Origin of the sequence: Lysinibacillus composti (assembly GCF_016908465.1) — a bacterium.
In the GTDB taxonomy this organism is placed as follows: Bacteria; Bacillota; Bacilli; order Bacillales_A; family Planococcaceae; genus Ureibacillus; species Ureibacillus composti_A.
In genome coordinates, this window is sequence record NZ_JAFBDY010000011.1 from 93,930 (window position 1) to 111,237 (window position 17,308).

13 protein-coding genes are annotated in these 17,308 nt (G+C 37.6%); 5 read left to right on the top strand and 8 right to left on the bottom strand.

The features are described 5' to 3' along the window. Positions 1-218 precede the first annotated feature (218 nt). The 3 genes from JOD29_RS12635 to JOD29_RS12645 form a co-directional block, all read right to left on the bottom strand. Positions 219-1,640, bottom strand: a complete 1,422-nt coding sequence (locus JOD29_RS12635; RefSeq protein ID WP_239585702.1) for a YfcC family protein — start codon at positions 1,638-1,640, stop codon at positions 219-221. A gap of 36 nt (positions 1,641-1,676) precedes the next feature. Continuing rightward, positions 1,677-2,903, bottom strand: coding sequence for an amidohydrolase (locus JOD29_RS12640; RefSeq protein WP_124765403.1), 1,227 nt, complete (start codon positions 2,901-2,903; stop codon positions 1,677-1,679). Between the two features lie 251 nt (positions 2,904-3,154). Further along, positions 3,155-3,712 (bottom strand): TetR/AcrR family transcriptional regulator, encoded by a 558-nt coding sequence (locus JOD29_RS12645; RefSeq protein WP_124765401.1) that lies wholly within the window; start codon positions 3,710-3,712, stop codon positions 3,155-3,157. A gap of 167 nt (positions 3,713-3,879) precedes the next feature. On the opposite strand from JOD29_RS12645, the gene JOD29_RS12650 reads away from it, so the two are divergent. The 5 genes from JOD29_RS12650 to JOD29_RS12670 all read left to right on the top strand — a co-directional run bounded on the left by JOD29_RS12650 (position 3,880) and on the right by JOD29_RS12670 (position 9,584). Then, positions 3,880-4,455 (top strand): NADPH-dependent FMN reductase, encoded by a 576-nt coding sequence (locus JOD29_RS12650; RefSeq protein WP_124765399.1) that lies wholly within the window; start codon positions 3,880-3,882, stop codon positions 4,453-4,455. A 5-nt stretch (positions 4,456-4,460) separates the two neighbouring features. Further along, complete coding sequence (locus JOD29_RS12655) at positions 4,461-5,390, top strand: DsbA family protein (RefSeq protein ID WP_124765397.1); 930 nt, start codon at positions 4,461-4,463, stop codon at positions 5,388-5,390. 421 nt (positions 5,391-5,811) lie between these two features. Further along, positions 5,812-6,789: a LysR family transcriptional regulator gene (locus tag JOD29_RS12660; RefSeq protein WP_124765395.1), complete on the top strand. Its 978-nt coding sequence runs from the start codon at positions 5,812-5,814 to the stop codon at positions 6,787-6,789. A gap of 205 nt (positions 6,790-6,994) precedes the next feature. Next, the gene (locus tag JOD29_RS12665) at positions 6,995-7,855 is read left to right on the top strand and encodes a fumarylacetoacetate hydrolase family protein (protein WP_124765393.1); all 861 of its coding nucleotides are present in this window, start codon (positions 6,995-6,997) and stop codon (positions 7,853-7,855) included. A gap of 190 nt (positions 7,856-8,045) precedes the next feature. Next, the gene (locus JOD29_RS12670; protein ID WP_158610572.1) at positions 8,046-9,584 is read left to right on the top strand and encodes a Na+/H+ antiporter NhaC family protein; all 1,539 of its coding nucleotides are present in this window, start codon (positions 8,046-8,048) and stop codon (positions 9,582-9,584) included. A gap of 62 nt (positions 9,585-9,646) precedes the next feature. On the opposite strand, the gene JOD29_RS12675 is transcribed toward JOD29_RS12670, so the two are convergent. The 5 genes from JOD29_RS12675 to JOD29_RS12695 all read right to left on the bottom strand — a co-directional run bounded on the left by JOD29_RS12675 (position 9,647) and on the right by JOD29_RS12695 (position 17,262). Beyond that, positions 9,647-10,540 (bottom strand): sulfurtransferase, encoded by an 894-nt coding sequence (locus JOD29_RS12675; RefSeq protein ID WP_124765389.1) that lies wholly within the window; start codon positions 10,538-10,540, stop codon positions 9,647-9,649. 239 nt (positions 10,541-10,779) lie between these two features. Then, positions 10,780-12,867: a DUF5050 domain-containing protein gene (locus JOD29_RS12680; RefSeq protein ID WP_205101680.1), complete on the bottom strand. Its 2,088-nt coding sequence runs from the start codon at positions 12,865-12,867 to the stop codon at positions 10,780-10,782. A gap of 282 nt (positions 12,868-13,149) precedes the next feature. Further along, positions 13,150-14,484, bottom strand: a complete 1,335-nt coding sequence (locus JOD29_RS12685) for an aminotransferase family protein (protein WP_124765385.1) — start codon at positions 14,482-14,484, stop codon at positions 13,150-13,152. A 91-nt stretch (positions 14,485-14,575) separates the two neighbouring features. Then, the gene (locus tag JOD29_RS12690; protein WP_124765383.1) at positions 14,576-16,027 is read right to left on the bottom strand and encodes an aldehyde dehydrogenase family protein; all 1,452 of its coding nucleotides are present in this window, start codon (positions 16,025-16,027) and stop codon (positions 14,576-14,578) included. 38 nt (positions 16,028-16,065) lie between these two features. Next, positions 16,066-17,262, bottom strand: a complete 1,197-nt coding sequence (locus JOD29_RS12695) for a M20 metallopeptidase family protein (RefSeq protein ID WP_124765381.1) — start codon at positions 17,260-17,262, stop codon at positions 16,066-16,068. Between the last annotated feature and the right edge of the window lie 46 nt (positions 17,263-17,308).

The window sequence follows — 17,308 nt, forward strand, 5'->3', positions numbered from 1 at the left end:
CAGGGTCCCTCTCTCTCAAGATAAACTCCACCGTGACAATAGTTAGTTTACTTGTTATTTTGTCGATGATTATAGATTTCATTCATATTTTCTATTTTAATTGATAGCTTAGTTATTGGCACTAGGTTTCTATTAACCCAGAATATAAAAAGGACTATCCCGTTTTAGGATAGCCCCTTCTTCTATGAGCATTGTACGTGACTAAACCACTTACCTTCTTAGAAAGGACCCCAGCCGATCAGTACACCTGTAACAAGCATGGCTACAGAAATGATACACCACATAACTAATAATGGAAGCATCCACTTTGCCCATTTAACCCAAGACACCCCGGCAACAGCTAGACTGGCCATAAGTGTACCAGATGTTGGGAAAATACTGTTCGTAAATCCATCACCAAATTGGAATGCTTGTACCGCAACTTGGCGTGTAACCCCAATCATATCTGCTAACGGTGATAAAATTGGCATAGCAATCATTGCTTGTCCACTTCCTGAAGGAACAAGGAAGTTTAGAACACCATTTGCCACAAACATACCCAGTGCAGCAAATACAGGTGATAAGCTTTCTAATGGTACGGCAAGTGCATTGACAAATGTATCCAAAATTCTTGCATCTTCCATAACAATTAGTACAGCTCTCGCTACACCAATAATTAACGCACCATAAACAAGTTTTTGACATCCTTCCAAAAAGACCACCGCGATTTTATTGTAATGCATTCCTGCTATAACCCCAGAAACAAGTCCAATAACAATAAAAAATGCCGCCATATGATCAATGCCCCATTTAAATTGAACGGTTGCATAGACGAAGAATAGTAATGCTAACCCCACAAAACTCAATAGTATTTTATGGCGTAAGGTAAATGCTGAATCTAGACTTTCTTTTGAATCCTCTGCATCATCCAAAATGCCAATTAAACTTTTCGATGGATCGGCCATTACTTTTTTTGCATAACGGCAAGTATAGATAATCGTAACCCCTACGATGGCAATAAATGCGATGATACGGAATCCCATTCCAGAAAATAACGGAAGTCCTGCAATTGATTGTGCAACCCCTACTGTATAAGGGTTCAAGAATCCTACGTTAAATCCTGCGAATGTAGCTCCAAACGTAATCGCTACTGCAATAAGAGCATCAAGACGAAGTGCCCTTGCAATAATCATACCAATTGCAACAAAAGGAATAACTGAGTTTGCAACTGCGCCTACCGCTCCCCCTAAAGAGAACAAAATAGAAACAATGACAATTAGTAAAAGCTCTTTTCCTTTTGTTTTATTGATAACGGATAGCATTCCACCTCTGATTGCTCCAGTTCGTTCAATAACCTCAAATGCCCCACCAGCAAAAAGAACAAGGAAAATTAAACTACCCGATTGAACCATCCCTGATTGAAGCGCTAAGAAAATGTCCATGATGCCGGCTGGATTACTTTCAACACTGCTATAAGTATTAGGAACGACTCGTTCTACTCCATCGACAACCTCACGTTCAAACATACCAGCTGGAGTAACATAAGTTGCAACAACTGCCACTAATAAAACTAGAAAAAGCATGACATATGTATCTGGCATTTCCCACTTTTTTCTCTTCTTCACTACTACCTGTTCCGTTTCAACTATTCTAGAACCCATCCAATTCTATCCCCCTTTAATATATGACACTATTTTTTAAGTTAATTCTTCTACCTTAGTTAAAAGACCAATGCTGTTTTCACTGTCTTCATGTAATAGTTTTAACGTGCTATAGACAAACATTTTCACGCCTTTTGTTAAGGAATCTTCATCGATGTTAAAACGAGGATGATGATGTGGGTAGTCCGTTTCTTTGGCGGCGTTCCCTGTTCCTATAAAGAAGTAGACGCCAGGTGCCTTTTTCAAAAATCCTGAAAAGTCTTCCGCGCCCAGATTCGGCTTAATCGGAGCTAATGCATTTTCTCCCAATAATTCACAAACCGTATCTTGAATGACCGAAACCAATTTCTCATCGTTCACAACAGGGTCAACCCCAGCATTATATTTAAAACTATAAGTAGCTCCATGCGCCTCTGTAATCCCTTTAATAATTCGTTCCATTAAACGAGTAATCGTTAAGCGTTGTTCTGCGTCGAAAAGACGAACTGTACCAGCAATCTCAACTGTTCCTGAAATAACATTTAAAGCTGTTCCACCAGAGAATTTCGTAATTGAAAGCACCGTATTGTCCAGTGGATCTAAATTACGAGAGACAATGTGTTGTAAGTTCGTAACCACTTGCGCTCCTATAGAAATGGAGTCGACCGTTTGATGTGGTAATCCAGCATGGCCTCCCTGACCAGTAATCGTAATAGAAAATGTATCGGGTGATGCCATGACTGGGCCAGGTCTAACCCCCACTTTTCCTACTTCTAAAGGTGTCCAAACATGAGCGCCGATGATGGCTTCAACTCCATCCATTACGCCTGCTCGAACCATTTCAACTGCGCCACCTGGAGGAAGTTCTTCTGCATGCTGAAAAAGAAAGCGAACTTCCCCACTAATTTGTTCTTTAATAGAAGAAAGGATTTTTGCAGCTCCTAACAAAATAGCTGTATGTCCATCATGGCCACATGCATGCATAACACCAGGATTTTGAGAGACATAGGCAAGCGTGTTCTCCTCTTGAATCGGTAGTGCATCAATGTCCGCGCGGAGTGCAATCACTTTCCCTGGCTTAGACCCAATTAACCGAGCCATTACACTTGTTTTAGTAGGACGTGAAATTTCCAAGTTTCCAAATGTGTGAAGAGTGTCATAAATAAATTGAGATGTTTTTTCCTCTTGGTAAGATAATTCAGGGAATTGATGCAAATATCGTCTCCAAGAAATCACTTCATCCTCAATTTTTTCGATGACGCTTTTTAATTGAACCGTTAGCAAATTTGATTTCCCTCCTCTTTGTAACCTATTAATTCTCGAATTAGGTCTATTTTTGGTTATGACCTAAATTATAAACTATAATTATAATTATCACTAGTACTAATTTTCAGAAATTTATAAAGTTACTTAACTCTGCATAATTATTATATTGATAAAATACTCCAAACTATTTCTGAAAAATAAAAAGCATTCGTGACCAATATGGTTTTTGAATGCTTAAATTTAAAAATATATCGTGCTTGTCGTTAGTTTCAGGAATGGATTCCATTCATTAAATAAGGAATAGCCGGTTTAATAAATTCTTCTGGTGGGACTGTCATTCCATTTCTTCGCCATTCTATAGATGCTCCGTAAATTCCCCAGCTTAATATAACTGCAACCGTTTTAAGTGCTTCATCATCTTTAGTTGTATTTTGTTTTACCAACATTTTGTAGAAAATGATTTCGAGCTGCTCCCTAATGATTCGAGCAATCGTATCCTCGTATCCTCTGTGACAACGAGTTGATAATCCCTTTTGGAAATTGGTTATCGCTATGAAAATACTAATAAATGCTTCTTCATTTAACTCATTATTTTGGTAGACATCAAAGTTTAAATTAACTAACAATACTTCCGACAATGCTTTTTCTAATAAGTCATAAATATCTTCGAAGTGATAATAAAAGGTTGCCCGATTGATCATGGCCTCTGTCGTAATATCTTTTATAGTAATATCCTTAAATTCCTTTTTAGCTGAAAGTTCAATGAAAGAATCCATGATTAATTTGCGAGTACGTAACACACGGGGGTCCGTCTTTGATTGAGTCATTTTCTTGTCCCTCCTACTTTTTAAACAATTTCATCAATGTGTTGGATATCCAACAGATTCAGTGAACTATTGGTTTTGCTCTCTTTGATTATTAACTATGATACCAATATAAGGCAAATAAATAAGGCCTCATTAAAAATGAAGCAACATAATAGGAGGATTTGAAAATGGTTAAAATCGGTATTCTTACTGGTAGTACTCGTGATTCTCGAGTAAATAGTCAAGTTGCAGAATGGGTAAAATCAATGGCTGACAAACGTGGAGATGCAGATTACGAACTAGTCGATATTAAAGATTACAATTTACCAAGATTCAATGAGCCCATCCCTGCGATTATGTCCAAAGATTACACAACACCCGAAGCACATGTCTGGTCTAAGAAAATAAACGAACTTGACGGGTTCATCTTTGTAACACCGGAATACAACAAAGCAATTACTTCTGGCTTAAAAGATGCAATTGATTATTTATATGTTGAGTGGAATAACAAGGCAGCTGGTATTGTAAGCTATGGTTCTACATTAGGGGTTACAGCAACAAACGACTTACGTTTGATTTTAAGTGTTCCAAAAGTAGCAGTAGTTGGCCCAAGTGTTGCCATGAGTTTGTTTACGGACTTCCAGGATATGCGCGAATTTAGTCCAGCGTCTTTCCATGAAGATTCATTAAACAAAGTGCTAGATGATGTGGTAGCATGGTCGACTGCATTAAAAACGATACGAAATAAAGTAGAAGCGAGGTAAATAAAATGACAAACAACCAAACTATGATTTGTGATTTAGATACAGGTGTTTGTGGAGTAGCAGGTAAGGAAGAAATGGAAATGATTGATTTTAATCAACCTCAAAAAACGATTGAAGTATATTATGTAACGGATCCAATTTGCTCTCATTGTTGGGCCATTGAACCTGTACTTCGGCGTTTTAAAGAACAATATGGACACTATTTTAACTTCCATCCAGTAATGGGTGGGTTGTTGGAAAAATGGGGTGACGGTCCTGTCGATCCTGGAAACGGAATTTTTGGACCTGCTGATGTTGCGGGACATTGGAGAGAAGTTGGAAAATATTCTCGTATGCCGATTGATGGGTCTCTTATGACCTTTAACCCCGTTCAGTCATCCTACCCACCTTCTCGTGTATTTAAAGTAATTCAAAAAAATCATACGGATGCATTAGCTTATGAATATTTACGTCGTTCAAGAGAAGCACTTTTTGCATTCAATCAAAATATTTCAGCTCCATCTGTTATGGTTGAAATCGTCAACCATCTTGGACTTGATGGAGAAGCCATTGTACGTGAAGCAGAACAAGGAATCGGACAACAATTATTAGATGAAGACTTCTCTCTTGTAAGAAGCCTTGGAGTAAGAGGTTTTCCAACGATTGTTATCATCAATAAGGAAAATAAAGGAGTTAAACTCGTTGGAAGCCGTCCATTTGAGAAATACGTTGATGGATTAAAGCAGGTTCTAAATGTGGATGAACTACAACCAAAACAACAACCTTCCTTTTCTCAATTGCTTAAAAAAGAAAAACTCCTATTTTCAAAAGAAATTGAAGTCATGTATGACCTTAAACAAACAGATGTGAGCAGCTTTTTAGAAAAAGAGCTCTTACCAAATCAGTATGAAGCGAAGGAAATTTTGGGTGAACGCTATTTAATAACTATCAAATAAATAAAAGCTTCGGGACTTCGGGACTGCGAGACTGGACATAGTAGAATATTTAAGAAGAGCCATTAACTACTATAAAGGGATTCTGAAACTTTATATTTGAGAGCAAGAAGTGTTAGCCATAATCCAGAAACCGCGGCCTACCACTGTAAGCCGCGCAAAGTTTCCGGAACGTTTAGAAGGACATATTCTATGTGAGCGGACTTACACAAAGCACAAAGACAAGTCGAAAAGACACGTTTCAACGTGGCTTTTCGGCTTGTGTGCTTAGTCCGCTCTCACCAGCCACTTAATTAGATTCTTTATTAGAATTAACTTGTTGTAGTAAGTTCTTATGGTTAGCACACTAATAATAAATCTCGAATTCTCACAATAACGATATAGTATAATGTACGTAAGATCATATAGAATTGGGGAGTTCAAATTGGAATTTCGACAATTACAATATTTTTTGACGTTGTGTAACGAGTTACACTTTACACGAGCTTCAGAAAAACTACATATTTCACAACCCACATTAAGTCAACAAATAAAAGTACTTGAAAATGAAGTTGGCGCACTACTGTTTGATCGCATCGGTAAAAAGATTACTTTAACGGAAGCTGGTGAAATATTATACGAACAGTGCGTAAATATTTTTAATACAATTGAAAATACAAAACTACAAATCAATGAATTAGAAATGGTTCAGCGTGGTTCTATAAAAATTGGGGCTTTACCTGGGGAACTAACGAACCTTGTATCTGATAGTTTACTACAATACGCAAAAGAATATCCGCTTGTTCAAGTGTCCGTCACGAGTTCCGACGATGTGTATACGTTATTGAAGGATAATAAAATAGACTATGCCTTTTCTTATGTGGATGATGTAACACTAACTGACGATGAACCGTTTCTTAAAATCCCACTTTATACAGAGAAATTTGTTTTTGTTTCCTCAAAAGAGCATCCACTGATGACAAAGCATGAATTATCGCTACATGATGTAAGTGAAACTCCATTGATTTTATTCCCAAGCATCCATAAATGTAGGAACATTTTGAACCTTACTGCAAAACAAGAGCATTTAACTCTAAACCCTATTTTTGAAACGGCGAGCATTGATACCATTTTTAAGTTTGTCAAAGAGACGATCGGCGGGACAATTGTTGCAGAGTCTCTTTATGAACTAAATCGCCATGACAATCTTTGTGCACGTCCGATTATACACAATGGCCTGAATCGGAAAACCGCTTTAATTTATCGTAAAGATAAGTATATGAATAAGGTAGTTAAATCTTATATCCCCATCTTGATCCATTATTTAGAGCAGCTTAATATTTCATTACCTGACTCTAGCTTCGATAAACTAATGCTCTTCGCAGAACGCCCTTACGCAAAAGAGACAGTTCAACCGAAATGAACTGTCTCTTTTCTATTATTCAATCAACAAATCTCTCAGCCAATCCCTCGTTCTAATTGTAACTACAATTGTCCAAATATTATGTTCTAAATAATAATTTATAACTATATAATGATATACTTCATGAACTTTACCTTATGTATTATATTATTGAACTTTATTTTACAATATCAAACAAATTAGATCAGAGGATGGTGTTTTTTCGTTGAAATTTGTTTCTTTTCAATCAGCAGACGGAGTTAAATTAGGTGTTGTGACAGATAAAGGAATTGTTGATGTACGTGCAATTGCAGAAAAGGTTGGACTTAATGCACCTAGTACAATTGAAGAAGTCATTGCAACAGGTGAAACAGCGATCAATCAAATTCAGCAAGTTCTATCACAATCGAAAGAGTTTATCGATGAAGCAGAGATTACTTACGCTCCTGCTATACAAAAGCCAGGAAAAATTATTTGCGCTGGAGCAAATTATCTTGCTCATGTCGCTGAATCGAATATTAATGTTCCGGAGTTTCCTATTTATTTCCCTAAATATCAAAGCAGTTTAGCAGCTCATAATGAGGCAATTGTTCCTCCTTCTATATCAAAACAAATAGATTACGAGGTAGAACTAGTTGCTGTTATTGGGAAACAAGCAAAAAATGTTTCTGAAGAAGATGCACTTGATTATGTATTTGGCTATTCTGTTGGAAATGATTTATCGGCTCGCGAATTACAATTCCGCGGTCTTCAGTGGATGTATGGGAAAGCCATTGATAAGTTTGCCCCAATTGGACCTTATCTTGTAACGGCAGATGAAATCACTGATCCTCAAGATTTAAATATAAAATGCTGGGTAAATGAAGATTTACGCCAAAGTTCAAATACAAAACATATGATTTTCCCAATAGCAGAGATGATTAGCGATTTATCAAAGATTATGACGTTAGAGCCAGGGGATGTTCTCTTTACAGGTACTCCAGAGGGGGTCATCTTAGGTCGAGAAGACAAAGTCTGGTTAAAAGCAGGCGATGAAATCGTATGTGAAGTTGAAGGAGTAGGCCGCTTAGTGAACCGACTTGCATAATATTTTAGACTTTCAATAGATTTATTGTTTAAATCTTATAGATCATTCGTAAAATATCCTTTCTTAACAGCACACACCTTACTAGTACCTTCAGTCTCGAATGATCTTTTTTTCTCAATGGAACGTAAACGCTTACAAGGTAATGATGTTTTTACATGATAAGCTAAAAAATTTATTGAGGAGGTCTTTCATGGAAGGTACTATTTTTTCACTTGTCCCCCCTATTATTACGATTGCACTCATCATCCTTACGAAACGTTTATTAACATCCTTAGGTATTGGCATTTTATTAGGTGCACTTCTTTATAATCAATGGAATGTGTTTGACAGTGTGACAAATGTAATCAATATCGGCGTAGAAGTGTTACTGGGTGATGGAAAGATTTTAATATTTGTTATTTTAATTGGTATATTCTCTTCCCTTTTATACCTTTCTGGCGGTATCAACGCTTTCTCGGTATGGGGAGTTAAAGTTGCCAAAACAAGAGCCCAATCTCAAGTTGCTGCTCTTTTACTAGGTTTATTCACTTGGTTTGATGATGCGTTCAGTTGTCTTTTCCGTGGAACCGTTATGCGATCAGTTACTGATAAATATAATGTTTCCCACTCTAAATTATCCTATTTAATTCACTCCACATCTGCTCCTATTGCACTTCTTATACCAGTTTCAGCCCTCTCCGCATTCATTATTTCAATTATTGACGGTGTATTAGATTCTACTCATATTACAGAATATCAAGCGCTCGAGGCATTTTTAATAGCGATTCCTGCAAACTTTTATACAATCACTACGATTGTTTTAGTGTTCATTGTTGCAATCTTTGGCATCAATGTGGGACAAATGACGCGCGATGAAAAACGTGCTACGGAAAAAGGGATTTTATTTGATACGAAACATGGCAAAATCCCTGGAGCTGAAGAATCAACACTTCCTACAAGAACAAATGGGACGATGATGGATATTCTATTACCTGTTGCCACTTTAATCGTCGTAACAATCATTGCGGCTGTCACGATTGGCACAGGAGAAGGTTCTAGCTCAGCTATCGAAGTTCTTAAAAATACCGATATTATTACTTCCCTTTTATATGGAGGGGCAACTGCAAATCTTTTAATTTTAATCAGACTCGTTATAAGTAAAACTTCTACAAACCACATTTCAACGACGATCATTTCTGGAGTCAAAACGACTTTACCAAGTGTAACAATTCTTTTCTTAGCACTTGTTACGGCCCAAGTCATTTCATCATTGGGTGTTGGCCAATATTTAGCGTCTTTAATCCAAGGAAATATGTCCATCGCTTTCCTACCGGTGATTTTCTTTGTATTTGCTGCATTTATCTCTTACTCTATTGGAAGTACACTGGGAACTGCAGGGATTATGATTCCAATTGGAGCTGAAATTGTAGCTGCCATTGATGTGACATTTTTAATTGCCATCATTGGCGCAGTTTTAGCTGGAACCGTGTTTGGTGAGCACAGTTCTCCATTATCTGATACAACAATTCTGGCGTCGATTGGAAGCTCTGTCCACCCAATTGACCATATGATGACTCAATTACCTTATGCTATTCTTTCGAGTATTTCGTCAATTATTGGCTTCCTAGTTGTAGGATTCTCAAAAAGCATCCTATTAGGACTTCTCATTGCATTGCTAGTAGTCGTGGTTGGTGCGTTCTTCTTGAAAAACAGGCAAGGGAAAACGGAATCAGTTCCTAAAGCTGATTAGTTCGTAATCACATTAAAGAAAAAAAGTAGCTAACAGTTATTGTTGGCTACTTTTTATATTTGCTAAACAAGCGTTACTAATGGGCAACTTTCGTCACTTGCCCATTCATTCATCGAACCGTCGTAAACAGCAACGTTTTCTTGTCCTAATTTGTTTAATAAAAGAGCATTCCATGTTGCAGCGATACCACCACCGCAATAGGTAATCACCTTCTTATTCGGGTCTAAAGCGCCCAGTTTTTCAAATGTTGCCCGTAATGTTTCATCATCGTAAAGCAGTCGTGTCTCGGGATTTGAGTGAGAACCGAAAAATGCATGCTTACTGCCTGGGATATGACCAGGGCGAGGATAAGTTGTCGTCTCACCGCGGAAATCTGCTTCTGAAAGACTGTTGATTAAAATTATGTTTTCATTTCCAAGTGCCGCTTTCACTTCTTCTTTTGTGACAATTAAATGCTCGCTTCGCTTGCCTTGGAATGGGGCTGGAGTATATGTTGAAATACCGGACTCTGTTGGGCGTCCATCGAGTTTCCATTTACGAAAGCCACCGTCTAATACTGCCACATTGTCAAAGCCTTCGTATTTTAACTGCCATCGCAAGCGTGCTGACCAGTCAGACGCTAAAATATCCACATTGACTAGCGGGCCGCGATCGTAAATGACTACATACGTATCCTTAGTTATCCCTAGCGGTTCAACTGCCTTTAAAAATTGCTCGCGTGTTGCAATCGTAAATGGAGCTTTTCCTTCAGGGTTTGTGAAATCCTTTAATAAATCCGCGTAAGCCGCCCCTGGAATATGCTCCTCTTGGTAAGCTTCAAAACCAGACCAAAGCTCTGGGTAACCTTCACCCTCTGGAATTTTTAAAAAGGTTGTAGCATCAATGAGGCGCAAGTTTTTGTCATTTAGACGCGCTTCTAACCAGTCACCTTCAACAATAAGTGGTATGTTTGTCATCGAGTAACTCCTTCATTTATGTTATAGAAATGGTTATATATAGTCTTCGGAACATCTCCAAAAGATGAATTTCATTTCTAATTAGGGTAGCCTTTTTTATTTGAATTAATCAGTATGTCTCAAATAGAAAAACTGCACCTCCAATTGTTAGAATGCGTTTAACAATTGGCGTGCAGTCTTTCTCAAAGTGGTGAAAATGTTATCTTTAAGCGGAATTGAACTAATATCAAAAGTTCAGCCTATTTCACTGTAGTAACTAACTTTGGCGTTAATTGTAGCTTCAGCTGTTTAAGCATCTGCTCATTTTTTGCTTCATCTACATAACCATCATAGCTGAGGGAAATATTAATTTGGTTCCCCCACTTCCAAATCTGTCCGTTTTTTGTCAATGCGATTACTTGATGCGGATAACGAATAGCAATATCCTCAACATTTGAAATTCCCTTTATCTTGACTGGAGTAGGATTTGGTAAAGCTGAATAATAAGTGTCTACCGATCTGAACATTGGATCATCATCACTCTTCCATATATAATTCGGTTTACCATTCCCCAGTTGACCATAATGGTTGGCTCCCCATGCCCATACTTCGCCTTTGTTATCAATTGCGAAGTTCGTTTCTCCTGGTGAAAGTTTTACAATTTTTGACAGACCTTTGAGCATAATTGGCTTTGTTGACCCTGCCTTGCCAAGTTGACCAAGTTCATTTTCTCCCCATGCCCAAACTGTTCCATCTTTCTTTAAAGCAAGTGCGTAGGTTTCATCAGCATGAATTTGTACAATATCTTTTAATCCACTTATTTTTGTAGGGTCTTGGTAATTGTAACTTTTCTTTCCATTGCCAAACTGGCCAAACTCATTTTTTCCCCATGCGTAAACTGTTCCGTCCTTCTTAAGGGCTAACGAATATTCATCTGAAGCGCTAATTTGTACGATATCTTTCAGACCTGGGACAACTAAATCTTTCTCAGTCAATTTTGACGTAGGTTGAAAGACTAAGGATACAACATTTCCATTCGCAAGCAATCCAATTTTATTCGTCGAATATCCAGATATATCAACAACCTTTGTCTTTATACCTTTTGCTGGAGTTAATACTCCTTTCTCACTTTTTGTATTACCATCCCATTGCGAAACCGTTCCATCATACTTTAAAACAATCAGTTCGTATCCGCTCGTCTCAGCAAATTGATGAACGTTCGTCAACCGACCGTCAATTTTCTTTAAAGTACCATTATCCTCCAGCAAATAAATACGCTTATTCTTTCCAAGGACGAAATTAGCGGTAAAATTAAGTCCCTTGCCAAAGCCAGGATACAATTGATTTCCGTATTTTGGAGTGAGATTGATTTTTTCTACATTAACAGCTCCCGTAGAAGAATTTCCTTTAGCATTCACAACAGTCACCTTCGAACCATTAATGGCGTAAATTTTACGTGGCTCCTTCAAACTTGAAAATGAGTATATTCTATTATTCGATATATAAAAATCTCTGTAAGCTGGACCGATTTTTTGATCCCCTGTTCCATCCAACTTCGTACGATATAATTCGAAGCTTTGTAGTTTATCATTCCAAATAGTGTAGTAGACGTATCCATTAGAAACTTTTATATCATCTGCACTATATTTAGGGCGTCCCGTATGTGAAGTCAAAGTTTGTTGTTTACCTTGCTTCATATTGACGCGAATCACATTATTCGGGGCATCTTCTTTACGGGAATAAATCCAATCACCGACTACAGCGAATTTCGGACCATCAAATTTAAAGTTTGTATATTGATGCTTTTTCGTGCCATCAAGATTTAATCTTGTAAATACCATTTCTCCCTTTACCAAATTATTCATATATATATATCCATCTGCAATTTCAAAGATTGGCATGTTGATGCAATTGTGAAGTTGTTCTTGGTTTAAATTTACAGAATTTAAGCGATTCAACTTGTAAGAACATCCATTGGAACTCGAGCTCTCCAAGTAATAGATCCAACTGCCTGCCATCTTCATTTGATAACTATCATAATTTATATTTTGAATTAGCGTATTATTTTTACCGTTGATTTGAACTTTGTAAATTCCATGGTTTTTGTTTAGATAATTTTTATAACTATAAAAAACCCAGCCGTCCTTCACTTTTAATAGTTCAAGATGATGATCACCATCCACGGTAAGTGGGAGAATTAATTCAATTCCCGATCCATTCTGTTTTTCTTTATAAATACCAGTTTTACTATCCCAACTATTGACGTAATACACATGTGTCTGATCTGAAATTAAATCTCCTTCTGCAGATACCTGCGTTGCAAATAATAAAAATAAAAACAGACTCATAAAAAAGAAATAGACTTTTTTCAAAATGTATCCACTCCACCAATTAGAATTATCAATACCAACTTCCTATAATTATGTTTACCTACTGTGCCTTATGAAGTATTCACAAAAATTTCGTACCCTCGTCCATAGAACCTTAAACCTATGACGTAAGAAATCACAAAAAAATTTCCAAAAATTTGAATTTATTTCGAACATAATAAAAAACGTCAAAACCTATAATCTAGGATTTTGACGTTTAGTTCGAATATTTGCATTTATAATTGAAAGGGGGATCCTCAATTAAGCTTTATTTTTTGCCGCGCTGATTGATTGATCAACGATAGAAATCATTTTTTCTACTTCTTCTTTTGTAATACAGAATGGTGGTGCAAATGCAAGAGTATCTTGACCTTCATAAACGATGGCTCTTGCAATCATGCCATTATTTAAAGCTTCCGCTACTACTTTTGGAGCAAACGGTTCGTCATATCTTGTTTTTGATTCTTCATCTTTAAAGAACTCAAATGCACCAAGTAAACCAATTTGGCGGATATTACCGATGCCACCGTGTGTTTGCTGTAAATACTGGAATCCTTTTAGTAATTCAGCACCCATCAAGTTTACATTTTCATTTAACTTTTCTTGTTCAATTAACTCTAGGTTTTTAAGAGCTACTGCACTACACATTGGATGACCGCTGTACGTATAACCGTGCATGAATACACCATCTGTTAAATCTGTTAACTCCTCTTTTAAACGGTCAGTAATGATCATACCTCCGATTGGCGCATAACCACTAGAAATCCCTTTTGCAATACACATGATATCTGGTACAATGCCAAAGTTATCAATACCAAAGTTTGTACCCGTACGGTAGAATCCGTTAATAACTTCATCAACAATTAATAAGATTTCATTTTGGTCACAGATATCACGTAACTCTTTAAAGAAGTTTTGTGGTGGTAAGTTTACACCGCCAGATCCTTGAACTGGTTCTGAAATGATGGCAGCAATCGTTTCTGCGCCTTCACGTTCAATCATTTCTTTAATCGCTTCGATGGAAGAGTCAACATAATGGAAATCTGGTGCTAATGATGGGAAATCTCTAAATGGTGCTAATCCTGTTGCAGCTGATGCACCGACAGATACTCCATGATAAGATTTTGTACGAGAAATAATTTTCTTTTTACTTGGACGGCCTTTCATCTTCCAATAATAGCGAGCCGTTTTAAATGCTGTATCATTCGATTCCGATCCACCTGAAGTGAAGAATGTATAATTTAAATCTCCCGGTGCCAATTCTGCAACTTTCGCTGCTAATTGAATAACAGATTCATGACTGTTTCCTGCAAACGTCGAACTAAATGCTAGTTTTTTAATTTGTTCTGCTGCAGCTTCACCAAGTTCTGCTCTTCCATGGCCAATGTTTACATTCCAAAGAGAAGATAAACTATCAATGTACTCTTTTCCTCTAACATCTTTTAAGTAGACTCCTTTACCCTCTGTGAATACTAATCCAGGGCCTTGCTCTTTTTGCAGTTTAAAAGATGTTGATGGATGAAAGAAATGCTTTTTATCCAATTCTGCTAATTCTTCGTATCTTTTTTGTCCATTTTCGATTACTGATAAAGTCATAATAAATTCCCTCCAGATGTCATTTTGTAATTTTCCGTTCAACTAAACTTCTATTTATTTTGTCTGAGAATAAATCTCGCACATTTAGAATTTAAACCGTTCTTTTATAATTCAACTTAAAATTAACTACTTTTGGCTCTGTCATCTCTTGGATGGCAAATTTCACACCTTCTCTACCAAGGCCAGATCCTTTAACTCCACCAAATGGCATCCCATCAATTCGATAATCACTACTATCATTAATCATGATGCCGCCAACATTTAATTTTTCGATTGCTTCGAAGGCTCTTTCAATATCTCTCGTGAAGATACCCGCTTGTAATCCATAATTTACAGCGTTTGACTTTTCGATAGCAGAAGCAAAATCATCAACTGCATATAGTAAAACAACTGGTCCAAACACTTCTTGCTGAGCGATCGTGCAATCTTCTGGAACATCAACTAAGACTGTCGGCGAATAATACGCACCTTGACGCTTGCCACCAGTTAAAATTTTTGCTCCTTTACTAACCGCTTCGTTTACCCAAGTTTCTACTCGAATGGCTTCTTTTTCACTGATCATCGGACCCATATCTGTTGTTTCTAGCATTTTATCGCCAACTTGATAGTTCTCAGTCCGAGCAACGAAGCTTGAACAAAATTCATCGTAAATATCACGTTCGATATAAACACGTTGAACGCCAAGGCAATTTTGACCTGCTGCATAGAATGCCCCCGAAACAGTAGATTCAACTGCATCTTCGAAATCCGCGTCCTTCAAAACGATGACAGGAGAATTGGATCCAAGTTCCATGCTAATTTTTTTCAATCCAGCTTTATGTGCAATATTCTCCCCAGTTTCTAGGCCCCCTGTAAATGACACCATCCGAATGTCTGGATGAGTGATTAAAATGTCGCCTATTTCCCCACCGTGTCCTGTGATTACAGAGAAAACTTTAGGTGGTAATCCTGCAGCTTCAAATGCTTTCGCAAGAAGAAGAGCACTTAAAGGTGTAGCGGTTGCAGGCTTTACAATAATTGCGTTACCTGATGCGATGGCAGGACCGACTTTGTGTGCAACTAAGTTAAGTGGGTCATTAAAAGGTGTGATCGCTGCAATGATCCCAATTGGGAACCTGTAGTAATAGCCTACGCGATTTTCACTGCCTTCCCTTTGATCGAAAGGAATCGTTTCTCCTTGAATACGTCTTGCTTCTTCTGCTGAAATTTGTAACGTTTGAATACAGCGTTTTACTTCAGCTCTAGCTTGAAGAATGGTTTTACTCCCTTCTTCAGCAATCGTTATGGCATATTCTTCTTTATTTTCATTGATATAATTAGCTGCCTTGTTTAAAATGCTAATTCTCTGGTGAACTGGCATTGCAGCAGCAATTTTTGCACCCTCTTTTGCTTTTTCAATGGCAAAAAGCATATCTTCAGCCGATGCAGCAGGAACACTTGTAATGAATGAATTGTCTTGTGGATTCAAAACAGGAATCGTCTCCTCTTTCGTAATCCATTCACCTGCAATGTACATGCCCATCCCAAGTAGCTCTGTTTTCATCACACACACACCTTTCCTTAGAAATTTTAAGTGGCAGTTTAATTTTGCTTTAATAGATTAAGAGCCGATGCAGTTAGAATTGATACACCGATTGGTAGACATCGCTCATCGATATCAAAAATATTGGTATGCAAGTCTCGTGAAATCCCATCCGGAATTGCACATCCAAGGAAGAACATAGCTCCTGGAATCTGTCTTGTCATATAGCCAAAATCTTCTCCGCCAAGTCCAAATGGTTTTTGAATGATCTTCATCTCTGGGTATAATTCTTTTGCAGTATGTTTTATGATTTCATTTACGTTTTGATTATTGTTTAATGCAGGCTCTCCCCGTTCTACTTCAAATGTATAAGATCCACCAAGTGGCTCAACCACTTTAAATACTTGCTCTACTTCGTTTGCAAGCTGATCTCTTACTTCAGGAGAATAAGTTCTTAATGTACCCGTAATCGATATTTCTTCAGGAATAATATTACTTGCAGTACCCGTCTGTATTTGACCAATACTTGCAACGGCTGTATCTAGCGCTGATACTTTCCTGGAGATGATTCCATAAAATGCTTGAAGGAAAGATCCTAGCATCCAAATAGGGTCAGTACCTAAATGAGGATAGCCACCGTGTCCACCTGTCGCTCTAATTTTCCCGTGGAATACATCAACGTTTGCCATACTATAACCGTCATTCATTTGAATTGTCTGTACAGGTTCCCAAGGGCACATGTGTAGAGCAATAATGGACTCAACATTCTCCAATATTCCCTCTTGCATCATTCTTGGTGCTCCAGAAAGTCCTTCATCATCTGTTGCTTCTTCTGCAGGTTGGAAAATTAGTTTGATTGTCCCTGTAAATAATCCTTCTTTTGCTTTTTTTGCAAGAACTTTTGCAACGCCAAGCAAAATTGCGGTATGCGCGTCATGACCACAAGCATGCATAACACCAGGATTCTTCGATTGAAAACCGTGCTCGTTTTTTTCCACTATCGGCAAGGCATCCATATCAGCACGAATGGCGACTGTTTTTCCTTCACCATTTGAAATGGTTGCGACAATCCCTGTATTCGCCACATTTGTTTGAATAGACACGCCCTCTATTTCACCCAATGTTTCTGCAACGAACTGAGAAGTTTTGTATTCTTGAAAACTTAATTCAGGGTTTTGATGAAGATGTCTTCTCCAACTTACAAGCTTGTCTTCGATCGCCTTTGCCTCATCGACAAGATCATTTAAAACTAACATTAGAAATTTACCTCCTTGCCTGGAATATCCCTTATTAGGAATTTGG